The organism is Streptomyces sp. HP-A2021 (assembly GCF_022807935.1).
Lineage (GTDB): Bacteria > Actinomycetota > Actinomycetes > Streptomycetales > Streptomycetaceae > Streptomyces > Streptomyces afghaniensis.
Genome location: NZ_CP094344.1, coordinates 4,327,552 through 4,340,391, shown reverse-complemented (window position 1 = coordinate 4,340,391; position 12,840 = coordinate 4,327,552). Strand labels below are relative to the sequence as shown.

14 protein-coding genes are annotated in these 12,840 nt (G+C 72.9%); 11 read left to right on the top strand and 3 right to left on the bottom strand.

From position 1 onward, the window contains the following. Positions 1 to 9: 9 nt before the first annotated feature. Positions 10 to 1,116, bottom strand: coding sequence for a DUF5937 family protein (locus MQE23_RS19660; protein WP_037667075.1), 1,107 nt, complete (start codon positions 1,114 to 1,116; stop codon positions 10 to 12). A gap of 159 nt (positions 1,117 to 1,275) precedes the next feature. On the opposite strand from MQE23_RS19660, the gene MQE23_RS19655 reads away from it, so the two are divergent. Then, the gene (locus MQE23_RS19655) at positions 1,276 to 1,497 is read left to right on the top strand and encodes a hypothetical protein (protein WP_243379719.1); all 222 of its coding nucleotides are present in this window, start codon (positions 1,276 to 1,278) and stop codon (positions 1,495 to 1,497) included. Here the strand turns inward: MQE23_RS19655 and MQE23_RS19650 are convergent. Continuing rightward, positions 1,487 to 2,725 carry a beta-eliminating lyase-related protein gene (locus MQE23_RS19650; RefSeq protein WP_243379718.1) on the bottom strand — a complete coding sequence of 413 codons (1,239 nt, stop codon included), beginning with the start codon at positions 2,723 to 2,725 and terminating at the stop codon, positions 1,487 to 1,489. The genes MQE23_RS19655 and MQE23_RS19650 overlap by 11 nt on opposite strands. A 160-nt stretch (positions 2,726 to 2,885) precedes the next feature. Between MQE23_RS19650 and MQE23_RS19645 the strand changes: the two genes are divergently transcribed. From MQE23_RS19645 to MQE23_RS19600, 10 genes are all read left to right on the top strand, one after another. Then, entirely contained in the window at positions 2,886 to 3,824 is a 939-nt protein-coding gene (locus tag MQE23_RS19645; protein WP_037667073.1) for a DUF2520 domain-containing protein, read from the top strand. Further along, positions 3,821 to 4,822 (top strand): pantoate--beta-alanine ligase, encoded by a 1,002-nt coding sequence (panC, locus tag MQE23_RS19640; RefSeq protein WP_243379717.1) that lies wholly within the window; start codon positions 3,821 to 3,823, stop codon positions 4,820 to 4,822. Before MQE23_RS19645 ends, panC begins: the two co-directional genes overlap by 4 nt. Further along, positions 4,819 to 6,528 (top strand): L-aspartate oxidase, encoded by a 1,710-nt coding sequence (locus MQE23_RS19635; RefSeq protein WP_020270134.1) that lies wholly within the window; start codon positions 4,819 to 4,821, stop codon positions 6,526 to 6,528. The genes panC and MQE23_RS19635 overlap by 4 nt, the downstream gene beginning before the upstream one ends. Positions 6,529 to 6,533: 5 nt before the next feature. Beyond that, a complete protein-coding gene (gene nadC / locus MQE23_RS19630) occupies positions 6,534 to 7,508 on the top strand; it encodes a carboxylating nicotinate-nucleotide diphosphorylase (RefSeq protein ID WP_037667065.1) in 975 nt (324 codons plus the stop codon). Between the two features lie 17 nt (positions 7,509 to 7,525). Further along, a complete protein-coding gene (locus MQE23_RS19625) occupies positions 7,526 to 8,323 on the top strand; it encodes a type III pantothenate kinase (RefSeq protein ID WP_010044343.1) in 798 nt (265 codons plus the stop codon). A 219-nt stretch (positions 8,324 to 8,542) separates the two neighbouring features. Then, positions 8,543 to 9,238: a hypothetical protein gene (locus MQE23_RS19620; RefSeq protein WP_243382688.1), complete on the top strand. Its 696-nt coding sequence runs from the start codon at positions 8,543 to 8,545 to the stop codon at positions 9,236 to 9,238. 18 nt (positions 9,239 to 9,256) lie between these two features. After that, a complete protein-coding gene (locus MQE23_RS19615; RefSeq protein ID WP_020270130.1) occupies positions 9,257 to 9,445 on the top strand; it encodes a hypothetical protein in 189 nt (62 codons plus the stop codon). Positions 9,446 to 9,642: 197 nt separating this feature from the next. After that, entirely contained in the window at positions 9,643 to 10,110 is a 468-nt protein-coding gene (locus MQE23_RS19610; RefSeq protein ID WP_020270129.1) for a BlaI/MecI/CopY family transcriptional regulator, read from the top strand. A 9-nt stretch (positions 10,111 to 10,119) separates the two neighbouring features. Then, a complete protein-coding gene (locus tag MQE23_RS19605; RefSeq protein WP_020270128.1) occupies positions 10,120 to 10,653 on the top strand; it encodes an amino-acid N-acetyltransferase in 534 nt (177 codons plus the stop codon). A gap of 282 nt (positions 10,654 to 10,935) precedes the next feature. After that, entirely contained in the window at positions 10,936 to 11,271 is a 336-nt protein-coding gene (locus MQE23_RS19600) for an Lsr2 family protein (RefSeq protein WP_020270127.1), read from the top strand. A 9-nt stretch (positions 11,272 to 11,280) separates the two neighbouring features. On the opposite strand, the gene MQE23_RS19595 is transcribed toward MQE23_RS19600, so the two are convergent. Beyond that, positions 11,281 to 12,663 carry an SCO3374 family protein gene (locus tag MQE23_RS19595; protein ID WP_243379716.1) on the bottom strand — a complete coding sequence of 461 codons (1,383 nt, stop codon included), beginning with the start codon at positions 12,661 to 12,663 and terminating at the stop codon, positions 11,281 to 11,283. Positions 12,664 to 12,840: the final 177 nt, after the last annotated feature.

Here is a 12,840-nt window from a genome sequence, read left to right as displayed (position 1 = left end):
GCCCGGGACCTACCTCAGGATCCCCTCCAGGAACTCGCTGCCGAGCCGGGCCACCACCGTCACGTCCAGCTGGTGCAGGACGTAGCGCCCCCGGCGGCGGGTGGTGATCAGGCCCGCCTTCTTCAGCACTGCCAGATGCCGGGATATCTCCGGAGCCGTCATGCCGTGCACCTGCGCCAGCTCGCCGGTGGTGTACGCGCTGCGGGCCAGATGGCGGCACATGCGCATGCGCACGGGGTGGGACAGCGCGGTCATGCGCAGGGCCAGCTGCTCCAGCGTGGGCGGGGCGGCGAGCTCGGGGGAGCCGACCGGGTAGTGCAGCACCGGCTGCCAGCCGTACCGGTGCAGGACCGCCAGATGGGGCCAGCCCAGGCTCGTCGGGACGAGCAGCAGACCGCCGTCCCCCGTGGTCGTACGGCCCTCGCCCAGCTTGTCGACCGTGATGTCGGCGGCGGCCTCGTCGAGCGTCAGCGCCGGGGACACCGCGGCCAGCATCTCGGCCAGGCCCTTGTGCCTGAGCAGGTCCGTCTTGTGCCGGGTGTCCGCCGCGAGCTGGTGGCGCAGCCGCGACCAGGCCTCCGCGAAGAACGCCGCGTCACAGTCCTGCAGGAACTGCCGCAGCCACGCCCGGATCCTGGGCGGGTCGGCCAGCAGCCGCTCGCTGAAGCGCAACTGCCGCGGCCCGCGCGCGGCGGCCAGGTCCAGGGCGCGCCGGCGCACCTCCGCGTCGGACAGCGCGTCCGGGCCGTGCGAGCAGTACGGCAGCGAGCACGTGAACTCCAGGGCCGCGTCCACGAACTGCTCGTCCGTCAGTTTGTCCAGCAGGTCCAGTTCATCGGCGAGCGTGGCGCCCGGCAGTGTGCTCCGGCCCGGGATGCCGGCGAAGGGCATGAACAGGTCCGAGAACGTCGTCCGCCACAGGAAGTCGGCCTCGCACATCCGGTCGGCCAGATGCGGGTCGAGCCGGGCGGTCACGCCCGTCACCCAGCCCTGGAGGCCAGGGTGGTGCCCCGGCTCGGACAGCGCGTGCAGCGCCATGCCCAGCTCGGCCAGGGGCGAGGGCACGACGGCGACCTGTTCCCGCCTCAACCCAGCGATGTCGATGTGCACGCTCATGACCTCATGGTGCACCCCGCCACTGACAGCGCCCCCGTCGATTGACGGGCCTCGTCAATCGGCGCGACGCCGCCCTCGGCACGGGCGCACTGTGGGACCACCGGGGCAGCCGCGGAGCCTCCGGACCTCCATCACCCCGTCCCGCAGAGGCGATCCACCATGAGCATCACGCAGCAGTACCTCCTCGACACCTACCGCGCCCGGCAGCACGACGAGGCCGCCCCGCCCGCCCCGGGTGTGCACGACTGGCAGGTGGTACGGGAATGGCGCGACGAACGGCAGTTCCGGGCGGTCCTCGCCGGGCGCCCGGCCCGCGCCCGGACACGGATCCGGCACGCCATGAGCCGCCGGCCGCGCCTGGTGCGGCGTTCTACCGGCTGACCGTGCGTTCCCCGTCGGCGGCCCCGCTCGTCGCCCGGCCGGCCTCCTCGGGCAGCCGGGCGGCGAACTCGGCGACCGCGGTCTTCACGTCCTCGGCGGTCCACTCCAGCCCGGCGGACCGCACCTGCACCTCCGTGCGGGCCAGGCCCGGGCCGGTCCGGTCCCAGGCGAAGGAGAACAGGACGGTGCCGGTCTCCTCGGCCGTCCGCACCGCCGCCTCCGAGAGGACGTCGGCGTCGTACGGCAGCCACACCTGGAAGTCGTGGGTGTGCGGCACCTCCGGGTGCACGCGCGCCCACGGCACCCCGGCCGCCGCGAACCCCTCGCGCAGCGCGGCGGCCACCACGCGCGCGTGGGCGACGTACTCCGGCAGCCGGGGCAGTTGCCGCTCCAGCCCGACCAGCGCCGACAGAGCCGTCGGGAACTGCTGGAAGACCAGGCCGCCGTACCGGTGCCGCCAGGCCCTCGCCTCCTCCACGAGCTCCGTCGGCCCGGCGAGCGCCGCACCGCCGAACGCCTCAAGGGACTTGTAGAACGACACGTAGACGCTGTCGGCCAGGCCCGCGATCTCCGCCAGGGACCGGCCGAAGTGGGCCGTGGACTCCCACAGGCGGGCCCCGTCGAAGTGCACCACGGCGTCCCGCTCCCGCGCGGCCGCCACCACCTCGGTGAGCTCCTCCCAGGAGGGCAGGACGAAACCGGCGTCCCTCAGGGGCAGTTCCAGCATCAGCGCTCCGAAGGGCTCCTCGAAGTCGCGCACCTCGGCGGCGGTGGGCAGCCGCGGCTCGCTGCTCAGGCGCACCGGCCGCAGGCCGCCGACCTCGCTGAACGCGTTCCGCTCGTGCACCTCGGGATGGCTGAGCGCGTGCAGGGCGACGGTCGGGTTGCCGCTACGGCCCGCCCAGCAGCGCAGCGCCACCTGCTGGGCCATCGTGCCCGTCGGGAAGAACGCGGCGGCCTCGGTGCCGAGCAGCCCGGCGACCTTCGACTCCAGTGCCTCGACGACGCCGTCGCCGTACACGTCGGACCGCTCGTCCAGGTCGTACAGGTCCGCCGCCCCGTCCAGCTCCGCCAGCCGCTCCCGGAGCGACTTGTGGAAGGCGAAGCGCGCGAACACGCGCTGTGCGCCGCGGTGGGCGGCCAGCCGCCGCTCCCGGAGCTGTGACCTCCGGTCCTCGTCCGACAGTTGCCCGGTCGCCTGCTCGTCCTGTTCCGCCGTGTCGCTCATGGCCCGGATCATCCCGCGCGCGGATGCGGGCGGACACCCGGTTTTCCATGCCTGAACGCACATCCTGTGGACAACCGAACGCCCCTCGAACCGATCGCGTTAACATGACGAGAAATCGTCCGGTACCCGGAGCGGACTGGAACGGGAAGGCCGCCGTCGAGTGAACACAACCCCACAGCCAGACCCCAGGGACCGCCCCGCGCGGCTCACCGTCGGCGTCGTCGGCGCCGGCCGCGTGGGACCCGCACTGGCCGCGTCCCTCCAGCTCGCCGGGCACCGCCCGGTCGCCGTCTCCGCGGTCTCGGAGGTCTCCCGGCGCCGTGCCGCGCAACTGCTGCCCGACGTGCCGGTGATGCCGCCCGCCGAGGTCCTCCAGCGGGCCGACCTGGTCCTGCTGACGGTTCCCGACGACGCCCTGCCCGAGCTGGTCACGGGCCTCGCCGACACCGGGTCGGTACGGCCGGGACAACTGCTCGTCCACACCTCCGGGCGGTACGGCGCGCGGGTGCTCGACCCCGCCCTGCGCGCGGGCGCCCTGCCGCTGGCCCTGCACCCCGCGATGACCTTCACCGGCACGCCCGTGGACGTCCAGCGGCTGGCCGGCTGCTCCTTCGGCGTCACCGCGCCCGAGGAGCTGCGGCTGGCCGCCGAGGCCCTGGTCATCGAGATGGGCGGCGAGCCGGAGTGGATCGCCGAGGAGAACCGGCCGCTCTACCACGCGGCCCTCGCGCTCGGCGCCAACCACCTGGTCACCCTGGTCGCCCAGTCCCTGGAGCTGCTGCGCACGGCCGGTGTCTCGGCCCCCGACCGGATGCTCGGCCCGCTGCTCGGCGCGGCCCTGGACAACGCCCTGCGCTCGGGCGACGCGGCCCTGACGGGCCCGGTCGCGCGCGGGGACGCGGGCACGGTCGCCGCGCACGTCACCGAGCTGCGCCGGCACGCCCCGCAGGCCGTGGACGGCTACCTGGCGATGGCCCGCGCGACCGCCGACCGGGCCCTGGCCCACGGCCTGCTGAAGCCGGAGCTCGCCGAGGACCTCCTCGGGGTACTCGCCCACGGGACCGAGGGCACCGACGGCACCGAAGGGGACGCCCGATGACCACCACCCTGCTCAGCACCGCCGGTGAACTGCACGCACGCGCGCGTGCGGGCCGCCGCGCCGTGGTGATGACCATGGGCGCGCTGCACGAGGGACACGCCACGCTGATCCGCACCGCGCGCGCCCTCGCCGGGCCCGACGGCGAGGTCGTCGTCACCGTCTTCGTCAACCCGCTCCAGTTCGGCGCGGGCGAGGACCTCGACCGCTATCCCCGGACCCTGGACGCCGACGTGAAGCTGGCCGGGGAGTCGGGCGCGGACGTCGTGTTCGCCCCGGCCGTCGGCGAGGTCTACCCCGGCGGCGAGCCCCAGGTCCGCATCACCGCGGGCCCCATGGGCGAGCGGCTCGAGGGCGCCTCCCGCCCGGGCCACTTCGACGGCATGCTCACGGTCGTCGCCAAGCTGCTGCACCTCACCCGCCCCGACGTCGCCCTGTACGGCCAGAAGGACGCCCAGCAGCTCGCCCTGATCCGCCGCATGGTGCGGGACCTGAACTTCGGGGTGGAGATCGTCGGCGTCCCCACCGTCCGCGAGGAGGACGGCCTGGCCCTGTCCAGCCGCAACCGCTACCTGTCGCCCGCCGAGCGGCGCACCGCCCTCGCGCTGTCCAGTGCCCTGTTCGCGGGCCAGGACCGGCACGCCGCGCAGGAGGCGCTGCGCGCCCGGGCCCGCGAGGTGCCCGCCACACGCGCGCGTGCCGAGGCCCTCAGCGCCATAGGCGAGTCCCGCGCGGCAGCGGACGCGCACGCCGTCGCGACGGCCGTCCCGGGCGGCCCGGCCGCCGTGCGCGCCGCCGCCCGCCAGGTCCTCGACGAGGCCGCCCGCCTCGATCCGCCGCTGGTGCTGGACTACCTCGCCCTGGTCGACCCGTCCGACTTCACCGAGATCGGGGACGACTTCACCGGCGAGGCGGTCCTCGCCGTCGCCGCCCGGGTCGGGACGACCCGGCTGATCGACAACATCCCGCTCACCTTCGGAACCTTCGGAGCCGCCTCGTGACCACCACAGGCATACGACTGCACGCGCCCGCCCCCGGGTGGTCCATCTCCGCGGACGTGGTCGTCGTCGGCTCCGGCGTCGCCGGCCTCACCGCCGCCCTGCGCTGCGAGGCGGCCGGCCTCACCACCGTCGTCGTTACCAAGGCCCGCCTGGACGACGGCTCCACCCGCTGGGCCCAGGGCGGCATCGCCGCGGCCCTCGGCGAGGGCGACACCCCCGAACAGCACCTGGACGACACCCTGGTCGCGGGCGCGGGCCTGTGCGACGAGGAAGCGGTCCGCCTCCTCGTCACCGAGGGCCCCGACGCCGTACGACGCCTCATCGAGACCGGCGCCCAGTTCGACGAGTCCTCCGCGGGCGGCCTGGAACTCACCCGCGAGGGCGGCCACCACCGCCGCCGCATCGCCCACGCCGGCGGCGACGCCACCGGGGCCGAGATCTCCAGGGCCCTGGTCGAGGCGGTACGCGCGCGTGGTCTGCGCACGGTCGAGAACGCGCTCGTCCTGGACCTCCTCACGGACGCCGAGGGCCGCACGGCGGGCGTCACCCTGCACGTCATGGGCGAGGGCCAGCACGACGGCGTGGGCGCGGTCCACGCCCCTGCGGTGGTCCTGGCGACCGGCGGCATGGGCCAGGTCTTCTCGGCGACGACCAACCCCTCCGTCTCCACGGGCGACGGCGTGGCACTGGCGCTGCGCGCGGGCGCCGAGGTGAGCGACCTGGAGTTCGTCCAGTTCCACCCGACGGTCCTCTTCCTGGGCTCCGACGCGGAGGGCCAGCAGCCCCTGGTCTCCGAGGCGGTACGCGGCGAGGGCGCCCACCTCGTCGACGCCGACGGCGTGCGCTTCATGCAGGGGCAGCACGAACTGGCCGAGCTCGCCCCGCGGGACATCGTCGCCAAGGGCATCACGCGCCGCATGCAGGAGCGGGACGCCGAGCACATGTTCCTCGACGCCCGGCACTTCGGCGCCGACATGTGGGAACACCGCTTCCCGACGATCCTCGCCGCCTGCCGCGCGCACGGCATCGACCCGGTCACCGAGCCCATCCCGGTCGCCCCGGCCGCCCACTACGCCTCCGGCGGCGTCCGCACCGACTCCCGGGGCCGTACGACCGTCCCCGGCCTGTACGCGTGCGGCGAGGTCGCCTGCACCGGCGTGCACGGCGCCAATCGCCTGGCCTCCAACTCCCTCCTCGAAGGCCTCGTCTACGCCGAGCGCATCGCGGCCGACATCGCGGCGAACGGCCTCGAAGCCCGGGTGCCGCAGCCGCTGCCGCACCCGGAGACCCCCGAGCACCCGCTGCTCACCCCGGAGGCCCGCTTCACGATCCAGCGGATCATGACGAACGGGGCCGGTGTCCTGCGCTCCGCCGAGTCCCTCACCAAGGCCGCCGACCAGCTCCAGCAGCTGCACACCGACGCCCGCGACGCCCTCGCCGAGAACGGCAAGACCGCCGAGGCCGGCGTCGACACCTGGGAGGCCACCAACCTGCTGTGCGTGGCCCGGGTCCTGGTCGCCGCGGCCCGGCTGCGCGAGGAGACCCGGGGCTGCCACTGGCGCGAGGACCGCCCCGAGCGCGACGACACCACCTGGCGGCGCCACATCGTCGTACGCCTGAACCCCGACCGCACGCTGGCCGTGCACACCACGGACACCACAAACTTCCCCACGACCCTCCCGCACAAGGCCCCCCAGGAGCAGTGACCGACGTGAGCACCCCCGACCTTCCCCTGGCCTCGTCCGGAGGCTGCGGCGACGGCTGCGCCTGCGGCGCGGACGACGAGGCATACCTGGAGTGCGGCCTGGACCCCGCACTCGCCCAGCTCCTGGCCGACGCCGGCCTCGACCCCGTGGAGGTCGAGGACATCGCCAACGTGGCCCTCCAGGAGGACCTGGCCCACGGCGTGGACGTGACGACGGTGGCGACGATCCCCGAGGACGCGGTGTCCACCGCCGACTTCACCGCCCGCGAGGCGGGCGTCGTGGCCGGCCTGCGCGTCGCCGAAGCGGTCATCTCGGTCGTCTGCGAGGAGGAGCTCGAGATCGAGCGCCACGCGGAGGACGGCGACCGCGTCGAGGCGGGCCAGAAGCTCCTGTCGGTCACCACCCGCACCCGCGACCTCCTCACGGCCGAGCGCAGCGCGCTGAACATCCTGTGCCGTCTGTCGGGCATCGCGACGGCCACGCGCGCGTGGGCGGACGTCCTGGACGGCACGAAGGCCAAGGTCCGCGACACCCGCAAGACGACACCCGGCCTGCGCTCCCTGGAGAAGTACGCGGTCCGCTGCGGCGGCGGCGTCAACCACCGCATGTCCCTGTCGGACGCGGCCCTCGTCAAGGACAACCACGTGGTCGCCGCGGGCGGCGTCGCCGAGGCCTTCAAGGCGGTCCGCGAACGCTTCCCCGACATCCCCATCGAGGTCGAGGTCGACACCCTGCACCAGCTCCGCGAGGTTCTGGACGCCGGCGCCGACCTGATCCTCCTGGACAACTTCACACCGGGCGAGTGCGAGGAGGCGGTCGCCCTCGTCCAGGGCCGCGCCCTCCTGGAGGCCTCGGGCCGCCTCACGCTCGACAACGCCAAGGCCTACGCGGACACCGGCGTCGACTACCTCGCCGTCGGAGCCCTCACCCACTCCTCGCCGATCCTGGACATCGGCCTGGACCTGCGGCCGGCGGAGTAGGGGAGCGGGTACGGGTCATGCTGCTGACGATCGACGTAGGGAACACCCACACCGTCCTGGGCCTGTTCGACGGCGAGGACATCGTCGAACACTGGCGCATCTCCACGGACGCGCGCCGCACCGCCGACGAGCTGGCGGTCCTCCTCCAGGGCCTGATGGGCATGCACCCGCTCCTCGGGGACGAACTGGGCGACGGCATCGACGGCATCGCCATCTGCGCGACCGTCCCCTCGGTCCTGCACGAGCTCCGCGAGGTGACGCGCCGCTACTACGGCGACGTCCCGGCGGTCCTCGTGGAACCGGGCGTCAAGACGGGCGTCCCGATCCTCATGGACAACCCCAAGGAGGTCGGCGCGGACCGCATCATCAACGCGGTCGCGGCGGTCGAGCTCTACGGCGGCCCCGCGATCGTCGTCGACTTCGGCACGGCGACGACGTTCGACGCGGTCAGCGCGCGCGGCGAGTACGTCGGCGGGGTCATCGCCCCCGGCATCGAGATCTCCGTCGAGGCCCTCGGCGTCCGCGGCGCCCAGCTCCGCAAGATCGAGGTGGCCCGGCCCCGCAGCGTCATCGGCAAGAACACGGTCGAGGCGATGCAGTCGGGCATCATCTACGGCTTCGCCGGCCAGGTCGACGGGGTCGTCAACCGCGTGGCCCGCGAGCTGTCCGAGGACCCGGACGATGTCACGGTCATCGCGACGGGCGGCCTGGCACCGATGGTCCTGGGCGAGTCGTCGGTCATCGACGAGCACGAGCCGTGGCTGACGCTGATCGGGTTGCGCCTGGTGTACGAGCGGAACGTGTCGCGTATGTGAGCCGGGCAGCGGCGCTGGTGCGCCGCTGCCCACCCGTGCCGCCCTGGGGGTACCTCCCAGGCCCTTAAGGCACTGGGGGAGGCACGATTGCCCGCTAGGGCGGCCACGCACCCCGCCCACCCGGGTGGTCCCCCGCGCCACACCCACCCTTTATGCGGAATTTGTCTGATTAGCGCGTATCGTCGCAGCATGCCCACGCCATACGGATCCCGCGGCGGCATGGCGTTCGGCGTGGAGGAGCTGCGTGTGCTCCGCCGCGCTCTCGCCCTCGCCCTCCACCCCACCTCCGCCTCGGCCGACGACGTCCAGGACTGCCTCCGCCTCGCACAGTCGCTCGACGAGGCGATGCGGGAAGGGGTCAGGCTGCGCGCCTTCCTCGTGGCCGACCTCGGCCGGTACCGCGCCGCCCTCCCCGGCACCGCCGCCGGCTACCTCACGCTCCTGGACGAGGCACTGGGCGCCGGATACCGCCCCCACCCCGACGACCTCGCCGCCCTTCGCGCCCTGCGCGGCAACCCCACCGCGGCCGCCCTCCTGGACCGCTGTCACCTGCTCGACGGGCAGCAGCCCGTCCGCACCCGCTCGCACACGTACTCGTCGGCCACTCACCCCCGCCCGGTGGCCCCCGGCACCCCCACCATCCCCGCCTCACGCTCCCGCCTCCGTCTCCTCCCCCTCCCCGGAGGCCTCTCCAACGCCGCCGAGAACGCCCCGGAACAGCAGCCCGAGAAGCAGCCCGAGAAGAAGCCCGCACGGAAGCCGGCGGCCCCGAAGCCCGCCCCCAAGCCCACCCCGGCCCCCACCCCGGGCACCCCGAAACCCAGCCGCCCGATCCCCACCCCGGGCGAGGTCTTCCCGCGCCGCAAGCCCACCCCGCCACCCCCGTCGAACCCCCAGCAGCTCGCCGCGGGCTGACGTGGCTACTCTGGATCCATGGACTATGTCTCCGCGCTCCTGCCCCCGGTCGTCATGGCCGTTTTCTTCATCGGCGTGATCCGGGTGATCGTGAAGACACAGGGCGGCGCCAACAAGGCCAAGGAGGACGCGGCCGTCGACGCCGCCCTCGCGCGCGTGGAGGGTGCCCGGCAGTCCTCCGCGACGCCCCCGAAGGCCGAAGCCTGACCCGACCGCTGCCTGCCGCCCGCCCGGCACAGCGCTCCGACGGCGTACGACTCCGTGCGGCCCGCCCTCCCTGGTGAGGCCTTGAGGCCCGCACTTTCGAGTCGTACGCCCTTTTTGCTCCCGTTCGCCGGTGAAGTGCACGTCCGCCACGCCATTACCCAGATCTCCCACTATTGTTCTGAGGTGTGCCTCGCCCATTGGGAGAACTCGAAGACGCGGTCATGTCGCGGGTGTGGAAGTGGAACCGCCCGGTGACCGTTCGAGAAGTCCTGGAAGATCTTCAGAAGGAGCGGTCCATCGCGTACACCACCGTGATGACCGTTTTGGACAATCTCCATCAGAAGGGCTGGGTGCGCCGCGAGGCGGAAGGCCGCGCCTATCGATATGAGGCGGTCTCCACACGCGCCGCCTACGCAGCCGCCCTGATGAACGACGCCTGGTCGCAGAGCGACAACCCCGCCGCGGCTCTCGTCGCCTTCTTCGGCATGATGAGCGAGGAACAGCGAGAGACTCTCCGCGATGCCGTACGCATCGCTCAGGGCCCGGAAACCCAGAAACCGACCGGACCGTCGGAACTGGCCGTTCCGCCGGAAGGAACGGAACCGCCGGAACGAACCGAACCGCCGGAGAACCCCGCCTCTGCTCAGGACCCCGACGGGCGATAGCGTCCCGGCATGTCCGCGAAGAGCCCTGAAGCACCCGCAAAAGCCATCACCGTCCGACGGGCACGTACCAGCGATGTCCCGGCCGTGCGCCGCCTCCTTGACGCCTACGTCCGCGGCGGCATCCTGCTCGACAAAGCAACGGTGACGCTTTACGAGGACATCCAGGAGTTCTGGGTCGCGGAACGGGACGACAACGCCGAGGTCGTCGGCTGCGGCGCCCTGCACGTGATGTGGGAAGACCTCGCCGAAGTGCGCACTCTCGCCGTGAAGCCCGGCCTGAAGGGCGCGGGCGTCGGTCACCAGTTGCTGGAGAAGTTGCTGCACACCGCCCGCTGGCTCGGCGTTCGCCGCGTTTTCTGTCTGACCTTCGAAGTGGACTTCTTCGGCAAGCACGGCTTCGTGGAGATCGGCGAGACGCCTGTCGACACGGATGTCTACGCGGAGCTGCTGCGTTCCTATGACGAGGGTGTCGCGGAGTTCCTCGGTCTCGAACGGGTGAAACCGAACACCTTGGGCAACAGCCGGATGCTTCTGCATCTGTGATCGCCGGGACGGACACACAAGCCAGTCGCAAGCCGGTCGCAAGACCGCCGGCCCGGTTCGTCAAGACATATTCCGTACCGCCGCCCCGCCCGGGTGCCCTATGTCCGAAACGCGCACGTTTCCGGACGGAGGCGGGGCTGCCGGTCTCTGCCGAGGGTTTGTGTTTTTCCGGCAAAAGCGGTTTGCTTTCCGAGGTACTGCAGTACTGCATATAACAGGGGACGGCGATACGGCGGACGCCGGCACACCCCGGCCCTGAAGATATCGATGAAAGGAAATCCGGTGGCACAGAAGGTTCAGGTCCTTCTTGTCGACGACCTCGACGGCGGCGAGGCGGACGAGACCGTCACGTTCGCGCTGGACGGCAAGACGTACGAGATCGATCTCACCACCGCTAATGCGGACAAGCTCCGCGGCCTTCTCGAGCCTTACGTGAAGGGCGGTCGTCGTACCGGAGGCCGTGCTGCGGGCGGGCGCGGAAAGGCGCGCGCGGCTTCGAGCGGCAGCCAGGACACCGCGGCCATCCGCGCCTGGGCGAAGGAGAACGGCTACGAGGTCAACGACCGCGGCCGTGTTCCCGCGACCATCCGCGAGGCCTACGAGAAGGCCAACGGCTGAACAGCCGCACTACCGACCCTGCGCACGCAAGGCCGGCGGCCGGGCGCACGCGCGCCGCAGCCGGACCCGGTGGCACTGCGTGGCCACCGTGTTCACCAGCCGTACGAGATCGGGGGCGTCTCCACCGCCCCCCAAGGCCGACAGCGTCGGCAGCGAGGCCTCGACCTCGCATCCCGGCTCGGGGGGCCGCAGCCACACAGCGGCCCCCTGGGAACCGAACCGGCCCAGGGGAAGCGGCCGGCTGCCGGAAAAGCCGGGCTCGGGGGGCTGCGCGCCGTCCGCCTCGGCGGCCGACGGCACGAACGCCTGCCGGGGCAGGAGCCCGCCCCGCTCGGAACCCGACGCGATAAACCCGTCGGGAGGCAGCGACCCACCCCTCCCGCGCGACACCGAGCCGTCCGACTCACGGAGGAACGACGCGCCTGCCCCACAGTGCAGCGCCCCACCCGCCTCACGGGAGCACGAGGCATCCCTCCCGCAGGGCAGAGTCCCGTCCCTCTCCTCAGGCAGCGAGGCGGTCTCGGAGGATAGGGTCCCGCCGCTTACGCGCAGTAGCGCCCCACCCGCCTCACGGAAGCACGAGGCATCCCTCCCGCAGGGCAGAGCCCCGCCCCTCTCCTCAGGCAACGGCCCGCCGCTCTCACGCCGCATCGAGCCGCCCGCCCCGCGCAAGGACGGCGCGTACCTCTCGTGGAGGCACTGCGCGTCCCTCTCCCGCAAGGACGGCGCGTCCGGCTCGTGGAGGCACTGCGCGTCCGTCTCTCGCAAGGACGGCGCGTCCGGCTCGTGGAGGCACTGCGCGTCCGTCTCTCGAAAGGACGGCGCGTCCCACTCGTCGAGGCACTGCGCGTCCGTCTCTCGCAAGAACGGCGCGTTCGTCTCGCAGGGCAGCGCCCCGCACTCCTCGCCCGACCTCGAGCCGCCCGCCCCGCGGCAGAACCACGCGCCCGCATCCTGAGGCGGCAACGCCCCGCCCGCCCTCTGAGGCAGCCGCTGGTCCCTCTCGCATGTCCGCGGCGGCGTATTCATCCCCGGCGGCCGAGGCGCCTCCATGGTGCCTCCGGCCCCGATCGCCGTCAGGTCGAGCGGCAGCGTCCCCCACTCCAGCCACTCCAGCAGCCCGGGCAGTTCCTCCGCGGTGCCCGCGGCCACGAGCAGTCGCATCCGGTCGCCGAGCACGGCCACCGGAGAGCCCGGCGCCAGGCGCCGCAGGGCCGCGTGGCCCGCCTCGGCCGGCACGTCCAGGACGTCGTAGCGCACCCCCACCACCAGCCGCAGGGGATCGCCGGGCACCGTCGGCCAGCCCAGTTCGTTCTCGTACCACCGCCGGGCCCGGCAGCTCGCGTCGAGCGGCCGGCGGGGGAGCGGGACGGGGCGAGAGGCACCGAACATGCCAAGTGCAACAGCCGGAAGGACGTGCGGGTTACGCTGGGTGGCGTCACATGTGCACAGTGTGGCGAAATGGGGGCGTGTGGGGGGTGCGGGGAGGCGCAAGGTTGTTCGCCCGTAGCGGAGGGAACGGGGGCGCTCGGCATGGACTTCGGGTCCGTACGGGTAAGACATCCCTAG